Here is a 21,688-nt window from a genome sequence, read left to right on the forward strand (position 1 = left end):
CTCGTTGTATGTTCGTTTTCTGTTATTCTTAGTCAGTTCTATTTCACGATAACCTCCATTGAGCCAGGCAGACGACGCGTTATACCGTCGGGACCCACAGCCGTGACACGCGAGATATAGAAGCGTTTGTTTCTAGAAAGCTTTCTGAAGGTCTCTTTCTGACGGCTGCTGAACGATGCTCCGTCGGATGCCATCGGTACGGCGTTACCCATATTGTCAAAGAACACCGTCTCGAAACTCTGCACACGGAACTGTATGTCGAGGATGCCGTCGTCGATGGCAGCCTTCACTTCGTTCACACCCATAAGCGAAGCCTTTGCCAGTCCACCTTCTCTGAAGCGGTCGGTGCCTATCTGGAGATAAGCCGTCGGATCGGGCAGTTTTCTTACCTTGAACACGTATTTGCCCATCTGGCGCGAACGTCCGTTCTGGTTGGCCGACACAGTGATTGTCACATCCTGTCCCACGGTGGTAGGACGTGCTATGTAACGTCCCATACCGATGGAACGGAACGAACCGCCCGTCATCGATGCAGACACGCTGCTGAGCGGCACACCCGGAATGCTTATGCTGATAGGATTCTCATATCCTGCGTAGAGGACATTCATCAGGTCGGCCGAAACAGTGGCACTCGGTCCCACAACAGTGTATTTCTGCGTGAAGTCGCGGCGTATCACGTCGCCGTTGCCGTTCTTCATCGTGATGTATCCTCCGAACGAATGTTCTCCCACTCCGCCCGCTGTGAAGCGATAAGTGTTGCCGTTTATCTTGCGGCCGCCCACATACACCTCAGGATGCTGCGTCGTATCGACAGCCGCCATGACTATCTGAGCCGAGAAAACATCGCCGCTTATTACTGTGCGCGACTCGGGAATAACGAATGCGTTGAGCTGGTTGACACGTATATCCTTCATGTCCACGTTAGATACAAGCGTGTGCAGCACCTCACCCTCGGCGTAGCGCACATCGCTCTGCAACTTGGAGAGCAGTGTGACAGCAGCAGCCACAGGCATGTCCTCAAACATGTATTCCTGCCAGTTCTTGCCCATTGTGACGGCATTCTTCGGCAGTTTGGTAGTAAGATTGCTTTCAATGATGCTCCGCTGGCGCGGGTCGGTCACCATGGACACGATGCGTGTGCGGAAACTGTTTATCGCGTCGTAGAGCTTACGGCCCTTTCCTGTGCCAGGTGCTAGCATCACCTGGTTTGCAGCCTCGAGGTCCTCCTTGTTGACGATGTTCATCACGTCACCGTCGGCACCGTCGGCCATGCGCACAATCTCCACCTTGAGCTCCTGCGCGAAGTTGTAGAGCGAGTCGCTCATACGTTTCACCGCCGTCGCCTTCTCAAACCATTCCTTCACCTTCTGCGGGTTTGCCTTCATCTGTTCAGAGAAGTTGCGGTATATGGCCTCGTTCTCCTTCGACGAGTTGGAGGTGGTGCGGTTAAGGCTTTCCTCAACGATTGAGAAACCGTTGAGCACCTCAGTCGATATGTTGAGCGCAAGCATTGCCATGAGGACGACATACATCAGGTTGATCATCTTCTGGCGCGGCGATACAGGTCGTTTCTTTATTGCCATTTATGTTATACTTTTATGTCATGGCCCGCAGTGTTTTCCGTCTGCGGGCTGACCGGTCCACGGTTACTGTTTTGGAGCGGCGTCGGGCGCTGCGGCGCGCATGTTGACGGTCATCGCCTCTATCATGCGGGCATAGATGCCGTTGAGCTGCTCTATGAGCTGAGCCATCTTGCGGCTCTGTTCGTTTATCTGGTCGATGGTTCCAATCTGCTGGCTGGCACCCTTAAGCTGCATCTCGTACACGCGGCATATACCGGTGAGCGTACGGTTGAGCATCTCCATCTCCTCGCTGTCGCGTGTGAGGCGCTCGCTCTGCTCCGAAACCTTCTGCAGAGTCTCCGTGAGTTTGTTCAGTTCCTCTATATAGTTGCCCTGTGCCACAGCCAGTTCCTCGCCGTTCTGCTGCTGTCCGGCCATCCAGTTGCCGGCCACGACGGTTGCCCCAGTCATGCCTCCGGCAACAGCCGCAGCACCTTCAGGAGCAGCCACAGCAGCTGCAGGGGATGCCGTTCCGGGCGTTCCGATGATGATTGTGCCACCCTGTACGGCAGGCTGAGCAGGCGATTGCGCAGTACCGGCAGCCTCAGCCTCGTCTTCCTCGCCGTCACCGTCGTACTCTTCCTCCACATGCGTAGGCAAATCCATGCCTATCGCCGTCTTGTCGAACGGACGGTCGAAAGCCGAGATGAAGAACACTATAACCTCAGTACCCATACCCACGAACAACATGATGTTGGCACCGGGCAGGTGGGTAAGTTTGAACAATGTTCCGAGAATAACGATTGATGCACCCCAGCTGTAAGCATAGTTGAGGAATGTCTGCCCCGGAACGCTGTCGATCCATTTCTGCAGACGATAGACAATGTTGTATTTGCTGTATTCAGTCATTGCTGTTTATTTCTTTTTCTGTTTTCCACTTGATGTACTTGCCAGGCTGCGCACGCAGCGGAATCCGATGTACGACCGCGGCTGGTTCTGATATTCCCATGTACGCCATGCCGAGCGGATATACGATTCGGGATCTTTCCACGAACCTCCGCGCACGCTTTTCTTCTTCAGTTTGTAGGGATCCTCCTTCGCCGCGTTGTATTCGAGCTGCGGGTTAAGGTCGTTCATGGCCTGTGCTCCGGCTTCGGTATAGACGGTGCTGGTCCATTCGGCCACGTTGCCGGCCATGTCGAAGAGTCCGTTGCTGTTAGAAGCATATATGCCAACCTTGCTTGTGATGAGATTGCCGTCCTCGGTATAGTTGCCGCGGTCGGGTTTGAAGTTGGCGAAGAAACAGCCCTCACCGCTCTTCACGCCCTCGTCCTCCCATGGGAACTCTGTGCCCGAACGTCCGCGGGCGGCATATTCCCACTCGGCTTCTGTAGGCAGACGGTAGCGCTGCACAAAGCGTGCCTCCGGCCCGAGACCCTTGAGCAGATATTCAGTACGCCACGCACAGAAGGCGTTGGCCTGCTCCCAAGTCACTCCCACGACGGGATAGTCGTTGTAGGCAGGATTGGAGAAGTAGTTGCGCATGTATATCTCGTTGTCCGAGTTGCGGAAGTCGTTCACCCAGCACGTTGTGTCCGGATATATGTTTACGATGTAAGTATTGAGGAAGTCCCACGGTCCGCTGAGCGGGCGGTTGATGGTCTCTCTCACGATGCGGCCCTCGTCGTCGATATAGGCGGTGTCTTTGGATATCATGACCACCTCGTTCGGATCCACCGTATTGTCGGTGTTGAGGTTGCGTTCCTCGGGATTGAGCCTGTTGCGACGCAGTGCTGCGGCCGTATAATCGTAAATCTCATACTTATAGTTCATCTGTCTGTAGTCGAGCATTTTCTCGCCCGTCACCGGATTGGTGGTATAGACACTCTCTATGGCGCGCAACTCATCCTCTGTAGGTTTGCGCGGTATAGGCTTCTTCCAGTTGAGGTGCGGGGTTACGGGGTCGCCGTTCTCGTCCTCGGTTATCATGTAAGTCTCGTCGCCACCGTAGGCCGGATCGGCAAGACGGGTGCGTACGATGCTGTCGCGCACCCACAGCACAAACTGCTTGTACTTGGCGTTCGACACCTCGGTCTCATCCATCCAGAATCCGTCCACCGAAATGTCTCTCACCGGTGTCTGCATGCCCCAAAGGCTGTCGCCCTTCTCCAGACCCATGCGCAGGTAGCCGCGGTCTATCTTAACCATGCCGTAAGGGGTCGGCTCTGTGAAAGCCCTGCCGCTTACGCCCACGACTTCGCCGCCTCGTCCCGACGACGTCATGCGTCCGCCGAAGCATCCGGCGAGCACAAGGCAGAATACCGGAGCGAGCAATGCCATCAAACTGTTGTTCTTCTTATTCATATTTTCTATAGTATTCTCACACTTTTATGTTTGTTTTTTCCTTTCTTTACCAGGTTAAGGTCCATCTGATAGCCGATAAACAGCTCATGACTTCCGTTGCCGGGGCTTATGGCCGAGGTGTAGAACTCGTAGCTGTAGCCGAGCATCACACCGTGTACCATACCGCCAAACATGAATGTCACCGAGTTGGTAGGGCTGTAGCCCACACCGCCATACATCATCTTCTTGTCGTTGGTGTATATCAGCCGGCCGGTTATGTCGGCCCTGTAGGCCACTCCGTCCGTGCGCACGAGCACCGACGGTTTTATTGTAAGAAACGGATTTCGCAGTTTTATATTGTATCCACCCGTCAAATAATATGTCGGATCTATCTGCAGTTCGTTGGTCTCGCCCAACTCCACGAGCGGCGCATTCAGATGTTGGGCCGAAACACCCACATACCACGGACCGCGCATATAATACAATCCGACACCCAGATCGAAGCCGCTGCCTTCCACCTTCGTGGTTGGAAGCGCGGGGTCGCCGGCCTCTCCTGCGTCGAGATCCGTACCGTCAAAACTCTCGCTCAGCAGCCCGACTCTCAGACCGGCACTTATGGTTCCGCCGAAGAGCTTGTGCTTGTAGGCATACTGCAGGGCCAGACGCTGGTGGCTGAACAGACCGAGTTTGTCGTTCATGAACTGCACTCCGGCACCGTGCAGACCCTTCAGAAAATAGAAAGGCATGTCGGCCGCCGCATACATGGTCTGCGGATTGTTCTCAAAGCCCACGAAGTCCATGGCGTAGGCCGCCGTTATGTTCAGCTTCGACTGCTTGCCCACAGCCGCCGCATTGAACGTAGGTTCCATGTCGAAGTAGTGACTGAACGCCACGTCATACTGCGCGTGCGCTCCGATGGAGGCAAGCGTCAGAAAAGCCAATGTTATGAATTTGCGTTTAAACACGTACATATAACGTCGCTTTCTATCTTTTATTGCCAATCAATCTAACTTTTATTGCATTTAATCCATAAGTTTTTCTTATAACACATTCGTACGAATAAGCCAACATCGATTAATTACTCCATTAAAAACAAATATAATAAATAATACATATCCATTCATTCCTCCATATATGTTTTCCGTTTCTACTCCTGACACAATACTTTATGCCAGAAACAGAAACGGAAAACGACATTCCTACCATTACAGGAAAAACATTTTAAATGTATAATGGCAGGATATTAATAATTATTCTTCTAAATCGACCGTAACAGCTTTACGGGCAACCCGGAAGTATTCCATGGATTGTATTACAGTCTACGCAAAAGTTCAAGAGCCTCACTAAGCTGCTTTCCCTTTTCTGTGTTGAAATATGAATCATAAGTTTCCTCTATTTCCACATCAGGAATTATGCCTATTCCCACGAACTCTGTGCCGTCTGACATGACATCATGCTTTGAACAGATATTCGCATAACAAGATCCCGGTATAAGAGTAATTCGCACACCGTTACCAGTACTTCCACCAGTGCGTGTACCTATTACCTGCACACGTCCGGCCGACTTGAGTATGGAGCAGAAATCTTCGGCGGCAGAAAAAGTGCCGGCATTCACAAGCAATACTACAGGCTTGCTATACAAAGACTTATTTACGGCTGCCTTTATATATCCCGGTTCAGAGCAATATGGAGCATGAGTCCATCCCCATGACGCGAACGCCGGGATGTATACCGGACTCGACCAGTTGTTCTTCTTAACAGAGTCGGCTACAAGATGCTGTATTACGTAATCTGCATTGTTAGAATTGCCACCGTTGTTGTCACGTATATCTATAATGAGAGCAGACGTCCCGGATATCTTCTTATATAATTTATCAAACGTCGATATAAAGTCGTTCGCCATAAAGTTGTTTATTTTCAGATAGCCTATGTTGTCTTTCATAATCTTCAACTGCATCACAGGCTTTTTGTCCTCGATGTCTTGTTTGCTGCTTCCCAGCACATACGTGATGCGCAGTTTCCCTTCTTCTGACTCAAAATCCATCGCAAGCGTGTCGTTCTTTTCGCCTTTCAATAAATTATGACCGCAATAAGTCTCATGGAGTGTCCATTGCGGCGTTGACGATGAAACATATGGCATGACATACTTTCTGCCATATTCCACCGCACTATCTCCATTTACAGAAACAAGCTCCATGCCACGTTCCAGTCCCTGTTTTGCCATTGACGAGCTTAACACCTTGTCTACATATACCCGTCCATTGATAAAAACTGTCGTAAACGGAGCATATTCACTGAACGGACTACTGCCATATACAAATGTGTGACCGTCATGCAGTTGTGCAACCATACGTTGCATAATGAGGAAACATTCGCCCAAATCCTTCGCATTATACATTTTTTCCATGTTGTCAACATACAGACTATCCCAACTTATCTTGACACGATTCATGAATACAAAGTTACGTGCCACACCCGACCATAGTCTTGACAGGGCCAGCATACGCGAATCCTTTTCACTTATGTTTTTCAAAGGATTATGCACGGTAGCATCAAGAAAGCTCACATCTGTCCAGTTATACGGCACGCATATTTCGTCATCAGTGGTGGCCTTAAGAAAGTACAACCTTTTCTTGTCATTATCATAACGGTACAAATAAACGGTCTTTGTTTTTTCAAAAAATGTCGATGCGCCGTTTTCATCAGACAAATTAACATACTGGATATCATTAAACAACTCGAACACATCACGTATGCGCTTTACCTTTTTCTCACCAATATCATCCAAGGTAAGCCTGCAACCTTTTGTCCAGCCGGAACCAAAACCACGCTGAAAGCAAAAGCCTCCAGCCTTACGAAGGTTACTTCCGGTATATTTCACCGAATCTGAAACTACTCCAGAACAGACTTTCAACTCGTCATAAACATTGTCAAGCAATGTTTGCGAAACTTGTTTCTGCGCCAACAGACATGACGGAACCGCAAACAACAAGCACGATATCAACAAACCAAAGCAATATACCCGAAACACTTTCTCTTTATTCATATCAGGTTAGAATTTTATTGTTTTACATTAATATTATTGTACACAACCAAGATACAGCAAACAAGCATTGTTATAAAATGCTATCAAATTATCGAATACAACAAATCCCCATCCATATTCTCGACTCCTACAAAATTCTATCGTCCGCTCTATTTATAACTCTGTTGCTTACGATTATACAGTGAAGACCAACCACAGGGTTGAATCACGACAAATCATAAACGGACCGACTTTATATTAAAACGTCTGAACATGGGATTTCTAAACAAGAATATTTTGATTTTAATCTTTATTAACCCACCACAGAAATAATCACCTCATTATTTCTTCTTAATATGACAGGCCGTTTGGATTTAACAGTTAAAAATCCCGACCGGATCTTCACGAAACAACAGCACCGATTCTTTGAGCAAAAGAATTATTTTCAACGGGCATAGACATCAACATGCATGCGACTTGTAAACATACAAACAAGCAAAGCCCCACCACTATACAGTTTCGAAAGACGAAGCAAGATGCAATAACCATAAAACAAAGCCACAAGACAGCAATAAATGTATTTAACATTTATTAAGCCCGATTTAACGCGGAATTCCGACCGACAAGACGTTTGCCCGCAAATATTCAAGTTTTGAAGCACTTCGGCCATTCACCTGATAATCAGCCGCTTAACCTCAACCGCGACATAATACATTGTCTTCTGTGCTGCGAAACAGCCCATTATGCACCCTGATTAAGCCCATATCATGGCCTGAAACAGACAGTTTCAGGCCCCAATAATGCCTGTTCCGTAGTGCATAAAAGGCTTTTCCGCACTACGGACTTGCGGATATTCCCGCATGACAGACACCGGGCGCAGCCATTATAGGGCATTTCGGGCTCTCACCTTTCTCCAGAATGACGAAAAAAACGTGAGAAAACCGGACCGCATTTTAACATATGACAGAGGCCATATCGGGCGCAAAATGTTAAGTAATGTAAAACAACCGAACTAAGACAGGCATACTGACGGTTAACTTAAAGACATCCGTACGACTGCCACAAGCCTCTCAGACAGCCTTGACAACCCAATGGCCGGCGTATGCCGCCAACAGTCCGATGGCGAAACTCATCACCGAATAGGCCGCACACTGCGCGAACCTGTCGTCAGAAAGCAGCGCGTAGTTCTCGTGCATGAATGTTGAGAATGTGGTGAAACCGCCGCAGAAGCCGGTGGTGAGGAACATGCGCAGATCGCTGTTCATAAGACTTCCACGCTCAAACAGGCCGTAGAGCAGGCCTATGAAGAAACAGCCGAGAACATTGACAACCATCGTCCCCCATGGGAAACCCGAAGCGACGTTGGTCTGCACTACGTGCGACAGAAGATATCTGGCCACTCCACCGACGAAACTTCCCGCACCTATAAACAGAATTACTCTTAACATAGGAAAATATAAAGATTTTAACTGATTACAAATTATAATATCACTATCGTTCAGACATCCTTTTCTTAACCGCCACAACACATCTTACCGACAATAGCCTTGCTATCGCCACAACAGGTATCATCAGCACGTTTCACTAAAAAACGGCGGTTAAAGGCAGATGCCATTGCCCGATGACTGCAGATGAAACGCTTTCAATACTACGGATGAAAGCCGGACACACCGCACATCATCACTCAAACAACTCATACGAACTCATGCTCCGCACGCTCTCCCGGCAACATCCGGCAACAGACACGCCCCGTCATCGAACGGGCGTCGCGCGGTATGGTCAGTGCAAAGGTACGGCTTTATATCGCACATAAGCACATATTATCCTTTTTTAACACCTCATTTCCAGCATTTCCTTCGCATCATGCTCATTCAGCCACAACCGTCCGACACGGCTGTCACAACACAACCTCTCCGGACTACCGTACACTTCAGGACAAAACAATCATGTCTCCACTTCCGCATGAGCAGTTGCGGGGAATATCATTCCGCACAACACGCCATGAGGAAAACCGTGAATAGAGAAATTAAAAAAGCCCGTTCCACAAACGGAACGGGCTGCATCAATCCCTTAATCATTTTTCTGACTCTGATGCTAAGGAAGCTGCAATACAGCCAACGTCAGCATAATTGTATTATATTGGTCTACATCTTTTTCTTAGGGAACACATTGAAACGGTAGATTGCGTGTATGAGCACATAGCGCGGCGGAGTATTGTAATAGCGTTCCACGCGTCCCTGGGTGTTGATGCTGCTCTCCACTTTCTTCAACTGATGTAGTATGTCGAAGGCATCGGCACGCAGAGTGAGCTTGCCTTTCAGCAAAGAACGGGTCAGACGGGCGTTCCACACAAAGTTGTCGTCGTTCATCGAAGTGTCCTCATAGCCGCGACGGCTGTACATGGTCAGATCGGTGTCGAGCTTGAAACCGAACGGAAGCTGAAGATAACCGTAAACTCCATAGTTGAAGTCGTATGCGTTGATAGGTACAAAATTGTCGCGGTCGCCCTCCGTATTCAACCATGACACAGAGCCTCTGAAGCCTATGCTGTGCTTGCCCAGCGTATAGTCAAGATTGAGAGTCTCTGAGAGCACAGAGCTCTTGACGGTGCTTTTCACCGGAGCGGAGGCAAGATCGTCACCTATCATATCGACACTGTTGTAGTAGTTCCACGACGTGGCGGAGTTGAAATACAGGCGTTTCTTCTTGTCCAGCGGACCGTTCATGTTGAATCTGGCGGAAATATTCCAGTTGCCGTCCACATTGTAGTAGGAGTATGTGCGGCGGCCCGTGCTGCGGTCGTACACATAACCCATGGCCACATCGTTCTCGCTTATGTTGAATGTCACAATCGGAGATATCTTTATGGTGTGCTTTCTGTCATTATAGTCGAGACTGATGGTGTGGGTGCGTCTGTTCTTCAGATTCCTGTTGCCATAGTTTACGGTCGTCATAGGGTCGGAGTCATCAACGAAGTTAAGAGAATAGAGCATGTTGGGGGTGCTGCAGTCCATGCTGTATTTTAAAGCTCCGCCCTGCTGAAAATCCTTTGTCCTAAGATGCAATTCCAATAAAGGTCTCAACATCAATGTGGTGCGACTGAAAGCTGTATCTATACGGGCGCGACGATAATCGAGTTTCTCGTTCAATATATCAAGTGTCAATCCCGGTATTAACTGCATGGCCAACTTGTCATCACGCAACAATTCTATATTTGCATTCACTCCGACGGAATGACTGTTATCGCTTTCCACCGAATTGTAGCTGTTCTTTCCGTCGAGTGTCGGCAGATACTCTGTGACCGAAGGCAGCGCACCTATAGGATGCTCAGTGTCCAGCCCCCAACCGTCGAGAGTCTCAAGATGGTAGAGTTTGTTTATGGACTTGTCACGTCCGGCACTCATGTTGTAGTCGAAATTAATCCTTAAATTTTCTGAAAAGACAAAACCATAACTACCTGTGAATTTTATTCTATAGCCACGTGAGGGTGTGACATCGTTATAACGGTTTATAAAGTCAGTCGAACCGGTTCCTGAAAAATAGTCTATACGCTGATGGGTGAAATCACGCATGTCCGAACCGAACATCGAACCTTTTAAGTTCAGATACAAATAGTCACTGTTATGGGGCATGCGCAGCATCATACTGGAGCCTAAATTGGCAGACCATTGTTTGCTGTCATAATAACTGTTTTTTATCTGACGGTTTATAAGGCGGGCACGAAGGTTGTCATCGAGTACCGGTGTGGAAAGGATTTTCATGAAATCCTCAAAGCCGTTCCACGTCTCGTCTGAGGTGGCGGAGATTATAGAGAGGTCGTGACGCATGCGACTGTAGCTTGCGCCCAAATTAATATCATACTCCACACGCGACATGTCACCCTTAGGCTTAAGTCTCAAACCATGGCTTGTGTTGAAAAACATATTGCAGAAGCGCGCGTCCTGTACCTGACGGTCGTAGGTGTCGCCATCAGCGAGGAAATTGGTGCGGAATGTATTCTGCACCTCATGATTGTCATAATGGATGAAGTTTGCGTTACCGGTATATTCGTAGCGGCCCTCACGGTCGTCCACATTCACATTCACACCGACCTTCTTTGTCGTAAGCCGCCCGTAAGGCATTTTGTCAGGAGTCCAGTCGTTGGTGTTGGGAGTGGTGAAGTCGTTGATATTGTTCATGTTTCCGAACAACGACACACGGGAGTGGTCGGTGGAACGCATGGCGAACAGTCGGGCCATGTACAGGTCGTGGTTGGCGCCGCCGGCGTCTATATTGCCCATCCATCCTATGTTGTACTGCTTCTTAAGGTTGACGTCCATCACCAACTGCTTGTCGTTCATGTCGCGGTCGAGAAACTCGCTCAGACGCCCGGCCTTGTCGTAAACCTTCACCGTGTTTACCGCGTAAGTAGGAAGGTTCTCAAGCATGATTGTATTGTCGCCCTTGAAGAAGTCCTTGCCGTTGAGAAGAAGACTCTCCACAAAGCGGCCGTTCACATATATGCGGCCGTCGGACTTCAGCTCCACACCGGGCAGCTGCTTAACCAGGGCATCGAGCATTGAGCCTTCTGCCAGCTGGAAGGCATCGGCATTATAGACAAGCGTATCTCCCTTATTGTAGAACTTCACCTTCGTGGCTGTAACCACTACCTCGTCTATGGAATGCACCTTCTGACGTTTCATGTATATGGTGGAGAGCACTCTGCTTGTCTCGCGCCGTCTGATCTTGCTTATCTCTATCGGAGTATATGTTGTTTCATATCCTTCCTTCTCGGTCTTGACGATATAGTTTCCTTCCTTGACCTTGAAACTGTATAGTTTTCTCAATGTACTGTATCCATAGTTGTTTCTGCAACTGTCAAGCACCACGCTGTCTGGAGACAGAAGCGTCACCTTCGCATTCTCTATTGTTGTGCGCAGAATATAATCTTTTATCGTGGCATAAATGTTTATGCCTCGCTCTTTCTGTCCGAAAGAAGAACAGACACAAGCTATCATTAATATCAACAAAATACTTCTTCTCATTCTCATAAATTCAGGCTTTTATCGGTTAATAAATTCTTTTGTTATTCTCTTTACACTGACAGGAATTGCTGCGTCCTGACAAGATCCGTATCATACAGCACTGTCGTCTGATGACGGATGCGGCATGCACGTTTCTGATGCATACGGTTCATCTTCTGACGATGCGACAGAAAATATAATGCTGACACACACAATTCATGATATACTGATTTATTGTTCATAGGTCTCGGTTTTTAGAGGTTTACATTTATTGCTGATCATAATCGGACAGCTTTTACATGGAAGACGCACGAAGTATGAAAATCTAAACAGAAAACCTATAAATTTAACATAAATTTATAGATAAATTTCTTAACTATCTTAGATAAATAAGATAGTATTATATAATACTCCAATTTTTTGCACCTTATCAAATATTATCTAAGCAATAATATTTTTATTTAATGATAAAACCAATTAACTCTAATAATATAAAGTCAAGTATGGTGTACCAACAATTATACAATATGGAAAAATCATGTTGTATATTTGGGGGAATATATAAATTTAAAATCAATAATTAACAAATGTTTCAACTATCACAAAATTCCAATTGATTGTGTACCAGTCTATAATAATATCCCTTATTTTCCAGAAGTTCATCATGGGAACCTTGCTCTACAACATGTCCCTTATCCATGAATACAATATTGTCCGCATCCCTAACAGTACTGAGTCTGTGCGCTATTATGACAACAGTACGTCCATTATAAAAATTACGCAAATTCTGCATTATTGTACGCTCCGTATTTGCATCAAGCGATGAAGTAGCCTCATCAAAGAATATGAATTCCGGATCCTTATATACAGCACGAGCAATGAAAATGCGCTGCTTCTCACCGCCACTCAGATCTACTCCGGTCTCGCCAATCCTTGTGTTATATCCCATTGGTAACGCTTTTATACGATCTTTTATTGCTGCTACTTCTGCTGCATATTCTAATCTTCCGGCATTGGGCTCTACTGCAGAAAAGGCGATATTCTCCGCTACAGAACCACTGAATATACGTCCGTCCTGCATCACCACCCCACATTTGTCACGCCATGTATTCACATCAACATCACACATACGATTGTCATCGATAAAGATGTCGCCTTCGTCAGGATAATAAAACCCTAGCATCAGCTTCAGCAGAGTGGTCTTGCCACTTCCACTGGCTCCCACTATGGCAGTAACTTTCCCGACCGGAACATCAAAGTCAATATTCCTCAACACATAAGGACTGGATATTCCCGCATACTTGAATGACACATTTTTAAAACAAATACCCCTGTTTACTTTCTTATCAGCAATACTTATATCTCCGGGCGAAGTTTCCTCCGGCCTTTCGTAAATATCATTTATACGACCATACGACAACTTGGCATCCTGAACATTCTGAGAGAAGCCTATCAATTGTCCGACAGGACCAGACAGCTGACCAAGAAGAAAACTTATCATCATCATGGTACCCATGGTCATATCATCCTCTATCACAAGCAGAGAACAATAAGCCGTAAGCGTGATGTCACGCAGTCTTCCGAACAATCCCGCACCATTTGACATGTAGTAATTCAGATATACCGACTTTATCGTTAGCCGGTTCATCTTGTCTTCAAGCCTGCGCCAGACCGAAATGCGTGCCTGTTGGGCGTTATTTATCTTTATCTCCGACATGCCCATTATCATTTCATATATCGTATTGTGACGCTCCGAGCCTATTGAAAAACTGGCGTAATCAATATACTTACGTTTCACCATGAAATAATTGTTATATACAAACGACACAATGGAGAAAAACATGAATATGAGAAATGTCACATAATTATAATGAAGCAACAGAGCCGAGAACACGATGACATTAAGGATTGCAAACACTATCGACATCATATTTCCTGTAATAAATGACTCGATACGGCTCAAATCCGATAATCTCTGCATGAGGTCTGATCTTAATCCTATATCAAAATATTTCATCGGCAGATTTATTATCTTTGAAAAATATCCTGCCGTAAACTTCATGTTTATCTTTATATTCATTTTCGTTGATATAAGATTGGAGATATTACCTGTAATCATAAATCCGAGAAAGAACATAAACTGCGCTGCGAGCATCATCCACACTATGTTTATATTCTTTTTCATTATACCCTCATCTATTGTTGTTTTCAGTAACAATGGCATCGCCCAGTTTGTGACAACCACAATCAATGTGAGAAATGCTATACACAGCAGATTCTTACGATGGTTTACAAAAATATCCTTCATCGTCCTGCACACAAGTCTGTGAGTGGTATCCTTGTCACATTCTTCCACTCCGACACTTCCGAATCTATCATCTGGAGCCATCACCACCGCAACACCTCTGGCATTCATCATCCAACGGTCGATAATGTTCTCCTCATTCATCTTCACCCTACCGTAATCAGGATCGACTATCGCATATTCCTTTACACCACGTCTATCACGTATTCTTTCAAGAATCACAAAATGTCCTTTCTTCAGATACAATATGGCCGGCAAAGGCATACGTTGTGTTTCTTTTATATCCACCGTGACAGTTCCTGTCTCAAAGCCAAGCGTATCAAGACAATGTGTCACATCACGCAGAGATATTCCCATACGCGTCATGTCACAATATCGTTTTATCGTCTTCAATGGATATTTCATTCCATAATATGCCGTTATCATCTGTATGCAGGCAGGACCGCAGTCATTGGCTTCTATCTGGCGGTATAACGGCACACGATGCTTCTGCTTCAATTGTCTGTGTACACTTTTGCTGGCATTCATCTTATTATGTTTATTCACTAAAAAACGACGGCAGGGCGTTTTAACCCTGTCGTCTTGTTTATTAAAAGTCTATATCTTTTTCTTCGGGAATATGTTGAAACGGTATATGGCGTGTATGAGCACGTAGCGTGGCGGGGTGTTGTAATAGCGTTCCACACGGCCCTGGGTGTTGATTGTACGTTCCACTTTCTTCAATTGATGGAGTATGTCGAAAGCGTCAGCGCGAAGTGTGAGCTTGCCTTTCAGCAAAGATCGCGTCAGACGGGCGTTCCACACGAAGTTGTCGTCGTTCATCGAAGTGTCCTCATAGCCGCGGCGGCTATAGACTGTGAAATCCGTATCGAGTTTAAAGTTCCACGGAAGTGACACCATACTGGTCAGACCGTAGTTATAATTGTATGCGTTGATGGTTGTGAAATTATCAAGGTCGCCATTGGAACTGGTCCATGCGAACGAACCTTTCATACCTACAGAATGTTTACCAAGGCTATAATCAAAGTTAAGATCCTCTGAAAGTACAGACGTTCTGACTGTACTTTTCTGCGGTGCGGAAGTAAGTTCGTCACCAATCATGTCAACACTGTTGATATATCTCCACGAAGTGGATGAGTTGAAATATAGGCGTTTCTTCTTGTCAACCGGACCATTTGCATTGAGATTCATATTTATATTTCTGTTGCCGTCAACATTATAGAAAGAATATTCGCGGCGGCCGGTGGCGCGATCGTACACATAGCCCATGGCAATATCGTTGAAGCTTGTGGAGAATGTGACCGAAGCACTATACGAAGTACTACGTTTTCTGTTGATGAAATTGAGACTGAAATTATGCGTCCGCTTATTCTTCAGGTCTTTATTTCCATAATTGGTTGTCACCATGGGATCGGCATCATCTACAAAACCTACAGAATAGAGCATCTCCGGGGTTCTGTTCTCCATATAATATTTAAACTCTATACCACATTTCACATCCTTGGTGTACCACTTCATTTCTATACTTGGATTGAGAAACGGCGTAGTACGTGTGAACGCTGTGTCTATAACCGCGCGACTATATTTAAATCGTTCGGTTTGCAAAGATAACGTCAGTATCGGGAATATATTCATACTTGACTTATCATTGTCAAAAACAGAGAACATACCGCTCACACCTAAGTCATTATTGTTCACATGCAATGAAGAATTGTAACTGTTACGACTGTCAATAGTAGCGAGATACTCTCTGACAGAAGGAAGTGTACCTAAAGGATGTTCCGTGTCCAGTCCCCACCCATCAATGTTTTCAAGCCGATACAGTTTATCTTCTGATTTTCTATAACCGGATCTCAGTTTATACGTGAAACTGACAGATGCTTTTCCTGAAAGCCCGAGATGATAATCCGTCATAAAGTTCAGATTATATCCACGAGATGGGATTTTGTCGTTGTATCTGTTCATAAATTCAGTGGAGCCATCACCTGAATAGAAGTCCATGCGCCGGTGTGTGAAGCCTTTTGCATCTTCCCCGAATATTTCTCCATTCAAATCAAATACAATATAATCACTATTATGACGTGCCCTTATAAAAGAACGCGCGCCGAGTTTTGCATTATAGTTTTTTCTGTCACTAAAGCTGTTTTCTATCTGTCTGTTTATAAGACGCAAACGAAGTTCTTCGGATAACACGGGAGAAGACAATAACGATATGAAGTCGTTAAAACCGTTCCATGTTTCGGTTGATGTTGCAGAAACATCTGACAGATCATTGCGCAGTCTGCTGTAGGAAGCAGACTGTGTCAGGTCTATTCTTACACGTGAGCCAACACCTCCAGGATTGATTGTAAGCTTGTTGTATGTTCTTAAGAACATGTTGCTTATATCAGAATACTGCGACATCCGGTCGTAAATATCTCCATCTGATAGAAAATTCGTACGGAACGTGTTTACCGTCTGATGATTGTCGTAACGGTCGAAAGTGGCGTTGCCGTAATACATAAACTTATTATCGCGATCGTCCACAACCACATCAATACCAGCTTTCTTTGAAGTGAGTCGTCCGTAAGGCGTTTTGTCAGGAGTCCAATCGTTGGTATTAGGCGTGGTGAAGTCGTTTATATTGTTCATATTGCCGAACATAGACACACGAGAATGATCGGTGGAACGTATGGCGAGCAGACGAGCCATGTACAGTTTTTCATTTGCTATGCCCGCATCTATGCTACCCATCCAACCTATGTTGTACTGCTTCTTAAGGTAGACATCCATCACCAGCTGCTTGTCGTTCATGTCGCGTCCCATAAATTCACTCAAGGATCCGTCTTTATCATACACTTTCACGGTTTTAACGGTATATGCAGGCAGATTGTCGAGCATTATTCTGTTATTACCTTTAAAGAAGTCCTTGCCGTTGAGCAGAAGACTCTCCACAAAGCGTCCGTTCACATATATGCGACCATCAGACTTTAGCTCTGCGCCGGGAAACTGTTTTATAAGAGCATCAAGCATAGAGCCCTCGGCCAACTGAAAAGCGTCGGCATTATAGACAAGCGTGTCACCCTTGTTATAGAACTTCACCTTTGTAGCTGTCACCACGACCTCACCTATGGCATGAACCTTTGTTCGCTGCATATATATTGCAGGAAGGAAACTACTTGATTCACGCTTATAGGATTCGTCTATACTAATCCAAGTGTACTTTGTATCATAACCGTCTGCTTCTGTTTTGACAATATAATCACCAAAGCCGACTCTAAAACAGAAAAGATCTTTCGCGTTATTATAACCAAAATTATTAATGCAGGAATCGATGACTATACTGTCAGGTAACATCAGCGTGACCTTTATGTTTTTCAGGCTTACACGCGTGACTTTATCTTCTACCGATGCATATATGCTTATCTTATGTTCACTTTTTTTCTGAGAAAAAACATTATATGAACATAAAACAAATATTAACATTAAATATACAGCTTTCATAATCATACCTTTCTATTCACATATAATAATTCTGACTAAAGTCACTACGATAAAAATAATGTTACAAAGACATTATCTCTCCTTATCTCGAACAACAACATACTTATAAAATCTGTCAAGGATTATATTATCCTTTTCCAATTCACTACGTTTTTTCGGACATATATCGTTGATTTCTTCCATTGACAGTTGTGCACATCCACCTCCACAAATTGGGAAAATACGGCATTCTTTACAAACCTTCTTATTGAACTTTGAACAAATCCTATCAGTAATAAGAGTATCATCATTCCAAATAATGTCACCACTTTCTGACAAATAACCAAGACGATTTTCTGAAGTAAAATCACGTGCTGTACATTTATAGACATCTCCATTATAATTCACGACACATTCATTTTTCAAATCTGCATAGCACGGATTTATAAACGTATTTACATGTTCAAAATGTCCAGAAACACATCTTCTTCCGAATTCTTTTCTAAATTCCTCTATTGTACAATCAAGAATCTTGTTTTCGTCCTCTATAAATCCATCTTCTTGCCAAACCTGTTGAAAATCAAAATGTATAAAGTTGCGCACGTCATCAGAAAAGTGCTTAAAATCATCAATAATATAAATTAAAGAACTTATATTCTCTTTAGTATAATTTATTCTTACATTTACATTTATACAATTCTCTGCAAGTTTCTTTATATTGTTTATTATTCTTTCATAAGAACCTCGTCCTGATGCAGAAAATCGAACCTTATCATGTCTTTCCTTATTACCATCTAATGTTATTTGAAATGATTTTTGTTCTTTTCCTTCCATTAAATGTTCTAAGACCTTATCATTAACTAAAAAGCCATTTGAAGTAAAATGTAAACTTACTGTTACATCCTTATATAGCAAAATTAATGACCTTATTCCATCAATAACCGGACGAACGACCTTTTCATAATATAATAAAGGCTCACCACCAAAAAATGAGATATGTATATTTTTTATACCACTTTCACATTTCTTCTCGAAAAATTTATTTATACATTTTATTGTATCCTGTGACATGATAGTATTTGGTTTGTGACTTTCGTAACAATACCAACAGCTAAAGTTACAATTTGTCGTCGGATTAATAATAATATTATAACTCTTATTATTAGTACAATATTTTTTTCCGATAGAAGCAACATACTCACTCTCATCTTTTGATTTATCTACCAAAAAGCCACCTTCCTTAAGTTGATGATAAAATGCAGGTACTATAGTATGCACCTCATCCGGATTCTTGCTCAAAAAAGAACCCATACCTTTTGTGTATATAATAAATTTATCAGAAACTGCATTATATAACATTGCAGTCTTTGAAGTTAGAGGAATAGATGAATTATATATACTAAATTTCATATTATCACAATTACATATTATACAGCATATATGGACGGAAATATTTATCCGTCCACATAAAATAAATCAAGAATTACTTAAATATCAAAACCAGGGAACCCCATAAGATCCATTAGTTTTCCAGCTTTAGTACAATTTGTTGCATTTACACAATTTGTTTCATTTACATTACACTTGTTATTTGCACCTGTACAATTTCCCGTATTACTACAATTAACATTATCACTATTTTTACAGGAGACAGTATTTGTACAGGCACCATTAGAAGTATAATCACAACATTTGTTGGTAGTAGCACGAGCTTCTATTCCATTTCCTCCTGATAACAATAAAGACTGTTGTTCACCATTTAGTTTACTTGATTCAAGTTCAAGTATAAAGTCTTTAATTACACTAAGTTCTTTCTTCATAATTTTTAAATTATTAAAATTAATTAATATATATACTAAATATATCATCTTAAAATTTTCATTGTTTCTCATTAATTATTAAATAAAATAGTTCTATCAGTTCATCAGCATAGCTGTCATAACAAAAGTTGTATCTTTTATTCCATGCATTCTCTCTCCTTTTCTCATTTTCTTTCTTATCGGAAAATTTTTCAGAAAGGAAGTCAAATGTCTTTATCTTTATCGCCATTCCAAGACTTTCAAGATACTCCTGATGATGGACAATATGTCCTGTATTATCGTGCATTATCATAGGAAGTCCGGCCATAGCATACGTAGACATACGTGCCGGAGAATTTATATCCGACCAGTTGGCGCGCATCAGATCTCCTTGATTACAACTTTCATAATAGTGAAGCCATCCTGCATCATATTGTGAGAACTCGCTAACCCAGTCTTCTGTAGGACAGTTAGGATGTATATGTACGTACCCAGGTACTAAGGCTGATGCCTCATCAATCATTTTCTGAGAAGCGTTATAGTTAACATCTCCATATATGTGAAGATGAATATGCTGATTGCCCATAGTCTCAATATCCTCACTGCTCATACCGAAGACACGGCCGGCAAGAACAGTATGTATTTCACCGTCTTTATCAGATAATAACGGACTACGCTCACCATCAAACCAATGTTTTGAAGGTAAGTCGCCGTCCACGATGACTGTGTGCGTGGTACGTTTGCGCAGGAACAGATCAAACCATTCCTGCATGCGGCGATTAGTATATACAATTCCATCCGACTGCTCGAAAAGATCTATTAGCTTATTCCACAGTCCATATGTACGACAGAAAAATGGTCCTTCCTTAAAGTGCCATACAAAAGGTATGTTTTTCGGACGATGCATGAGAACATGATGTGCAAGCTCTACAGCTTTGAAGTTAAGCATGGCATATATCACGTCCGGCTTTATTTCCTTCACACGTTCTTCCCAATGTTCAAATGGTATATCCTCCACATGCCCGAAAGGCAGCGGACCAACAGTGTTATAACACAACGGATTGTTTATCCACAAGCCATAGAGTTTATGTCCACGCTCCTCAAAGGCGAGTATGCGCTCAGGATTGAACGCGAGCTCACCTACGAGAAGAATTTTCAATCCATTATTATCAAAATATGTCTGTTTACCATGCTCACGCAGTTTGGAATAATGTTCTATCTCATCGACAATATTTCCCACTGAAGAATGATAGCGCAACGGTTCTTTCACACCATAATAAGTTTTATACATGTAAATACCGCCACCTATGCGATCGTTGAGTATATTATGGCGCTGATACATGTGACAGAACCATTCGCACGTCACCATATCTGTATGCACCTTCTTTTGATTGTTTTTAAGAAATGTGCTCCAAAACATACGGTTAAGGTCATCTGTAACAAGTTCACCACGTTCTATCCAACGATCGGCAGTCTTGCGGTGCATCACCTGCACAAGCTGAAGAGTCTGACCATCTATACACCCTTTACACTGCTGGGTACTATGTTCACCACCATGATTACCTATGTTATGCACAATGCCTGAATAGACAAAATCGGCATCTTCGGAAACAATCTTGTCGTACATTGTTTGAAGATGATTCTCGAAATATATATCATCAGCAGGAAGATAGGCGATATATTTACCGTCCGCCATATCAATAGCCATATTCAGGCACCCCCCCAATCCTTTGTTCTCCGCATTACGTATATAAGAAATGCGTTTGTCTGAAAGAAAATAGGAAACGGCATCATACAGATTATCTTTACTTCCATCATCCACAATAATAAGCTGCCATCTATTAAATGTCTGTCTTAAAAGACTTTGTATCGCACACCTTATATAATTGGCATTATTGTACGACGGTATTATAACCGATATATCAACAATTATATTTTCCATAAATTATTATTTATCTGACCAAAACGAAACTTGTTTTTCAGTAATTGTATGTATTGTTCGGTAGGTTAATATACTGTTTCTCAATCAAATTTAAGGTAATCAGAATTTTGGGACAAAAAGTCATAGCATGAAACACTCACTTCCAGAAGCATACTTGTGAGAACCGGATGTAATTTTAAGCCAAGTATAAAACCGTCAAAGACTCTGTTACTATACCGTAATCAGTCTTTACATAATTCATCCACTT

At 43.8% G+C, this 21,688-nt stretch carries 12 protein-coding genes and 1 riboswitch; all 12 genes read right to left on the reverse strand.

Translation table 11 applies throughout. From position 1 onward, the window contains the following. Positions 1-38 precede the first annotated feature (38 nt). A complete protein-coding gene (gene porM, locus WKT13_RS06975; RefSeq protein ID WP_298619247.1) occupies positions 39-1,583 on the reverse strand; it encodes a type IX secretion system motor protein PorM/GldM in 1,545 nt (514 codons plus the stop codon). A 63-nt stretch (positions 1,584-1,646) separates the two neighbouring features. After that, on the reverse strand, positions 1,647-2,471 hold the full coding sequence (gene porL, locus WKT13_RS06980; protein ID WP_340323347.1) for a type IX secretion system motor protein PorL/GldL: 825 nt from the start codon (positions 2,469-2,471) through the stop codon (positions 1,647-1,649). A 6-nt stretch (positions 2,472-2,477) separates the two neighbouring features. Beyond that, entirely contained in the window at positions 2,478-3,926 is a 1,449-nt protein-coding gene (porK, locus tag WKT13_RS06985) for a type IX secretion system lipoprotein PorK/GldK (protein WP_298619243.1), read from the reverse strand. Positions 3,927-3,931: 5 nt separating this feature from the next. Next, a complete protein-coding gene (locus WKT13_RS06990) occupies positions 3,932-4,876 on the reverse strand; it encodes a PorP/SprF family type IX secretion system membrane protein (RefSeq protein WP_340323348.1) in 945 nt (314 codons plus the stop codon). Between the two features lie 341 nt (positions 4,877-5,217). Further along, on the reverse strand, positions 5,218-6,951 hold the full coding sequence (locus tag WKT13_RS06995; protein ID WP_340323349.1) for a S41 family peptidase: 1,734 nt from the start codon (positions 6,949-6,951) through the stop codon (positions 5,218-5,220). Between the two features lie 1,049 nt (positions 6,952-8,000). Then, a complete protein-coding gene (gene crcB, locus WKT13_RS07000) occupies positions 8,001-8,378 on the reverse strand; it encodes a fluoride efflux transporter CrcB (protein ID WP_340323350.1) in 378 nt (125 codons plus the stop codon). A gap of 107 nt (positions 8,379-8,485) precedes the next feature. Beyond that, positions 8,486-8,558, reverse strand: a riboswitch (Fluoride riboswitch). 516 nt (positions 8,559-9,074) lie between these two features. Beyond that, positions 9,075-11,960, reverse strand: coding sequence for an outer membrane beta-barrel protein (locus tag WKT13_RS07005; protein ID WP_340323351.1), 2,886 nt, complete (start codon positions 11,958-11,960; stop codon positions 9,075-9,077). A gap of 565 nt (positions 11,961-12,525) precedes the next feature. After that, on the reverse strand, positions 12,526-14,766 hold the full coding sequence (locus tag WKT13_RS07010) for a peptidase domain-containing ABC transporter (RefSeq protein WP_340323352.1): 2,241 nt from the start codon (positions 14,764-14,766) through the stop codon (positions 12,526-12,528). Between the two features lie 69 nt (positions 14,767-14,835). Next, positions 14,836-17,574 (reverse strand): outer membrane beta-barrel protein, encoded by a 2,739-nt coding sequence (locus WKT13_RS07015; RefSeq protein ID WP_340323353.1) that lies wholly within the window; start codon positions 17,572-17,574, stop codon positions 14,836-14,838. Between the two features lie 219 nt (positions 17,575-17,793). Beyond that, on the reverse strand, positions 17,794-19,110 hold the full coding sequence (locus tag WKT13_RS07020; RefSeq protein ID WP_340323354.1) for a radical SAM/SPASM domain-containing protein: 1,317 nt from the start codon (positions 19,108-19,110) through the stop codon (positions 17,794-17,796). Positions 19,111-19,187: 77 nt separating this feature from the next. Then, positions 19,188-19,520 (reverse strand): hypothetical protein, encoded by a 333-nt coding sequence (locus tag WKT13_RS07025; RefSeq protein ID WP_340323355.1) that lies wholly within the window; start codon positions 19,518-19,520, stop codon positions 19,188-19,190. Between the two features lie 58 nt (positions 19,521-19,578). Beyond that, on the reverse strand, positions 19,579-21,441 hold the full coding sequence (locus WKT13_RS07030; RefSeq protein ID WP_340323356.1) for a glycosyltransferase: 1,863 nt from the start codon (positions 21,439-21,441) through the stop codon (positions 19,579-19,581). Between the last annotated feature and the right edge of the window lie 247 nt (positions 21,442-21,688).

The organism is Prevotella sp. HCN-7019 (assembly GCF_037890215.1).
Taxonomy (GTDB): Bacteria; Bacteroidota; Bacteroidia; order Bacteroidales; family Bacteroidaceae; genus Prevotella.

Bases quoted from the DNA above. Each gene is read 5' to 3' on its own strand.
- porK (WP_298619243.1), bottom strand. From the start codon at position 3,926: ATGAATAAGAAGAACAACAGTTTGATGGCATTGCTCGCTCCGGTATTC.
- WKT13_RS06990 (WP_340323348.1), bottom strand. From the start codon at position 4,876: ATGTACGTGTTTAAACGCAAATTCATAACATTGGCTTTTCTGACGCTT.
- WKT13_RS07005 (WP_340323351.1), bottom strand. From the start codon at position 11,960: ATGAGAATGAGAAGAAGTATTTTGTTGATATTAATGATAGCTTGTGTC.
- porL (WP_340323347.1), bottom strand. From the start codon at position 2,471: ATGACTGAATACAGCAAATACAACATTGTCTATCGTCTGCAGAAATGG.
- WKT13_RS07020 (WP_340323354.1), bottom strand. From the start codon at position 19,110: ATGAAATTTAGTATATATAATTCATCTATTCCTCTAACTTCAAAGACT.
- WKT13_RS07015 (WP_340323353.1), bottom strand. From the start codon at position 17,574: ATGTTACCTGACAGTATAGTCATCGATTCCTGCATTAATAATTTTGGT.
- WKT13_RS07025 (WP_340323355.1), bottom strand. From the start codon at position 19,520: ATGAAGAAAGAACTTAGTGTAATTAAAGACTTTATACTTGAACTTGAA.
- WKT13_RS06995 (WP_340323349.1), bottom strand. From the start codon at position 6,951: ATGAATAAAGAGAAAGTGTTTCGGGTATATTGCTTTGGTTTGTTGATA.
- WKT13_RS07010 (WP_340323352.1), bottom strand. From the start codon at position 14,766: ATGAATGCCAGCAAAAGTGTACACAGACAATTGAAGCAGAAGCATCGT.
- WKT13_RS07030 (WP_340323356.1), bottom strand. From the start codon at position 21,441: ATGGAAAATATAATTGTTGATATATCGGTTATAATACCGTCGTACAAT.
- porM (WP_298619247.1), bottom strand. From the start codon at position 1,583: ATGGCAATAAAGAAACGACCTGTATCGCCGCGCCAGAAGATGATCAAC.
- crcB (WP_340323350.1), bottom strand. From the start codon at position 8,378: ATGTTAAGAGTAATTCTGTTTATAGGTGCGGGAAGTTTCGTCGGTGGA.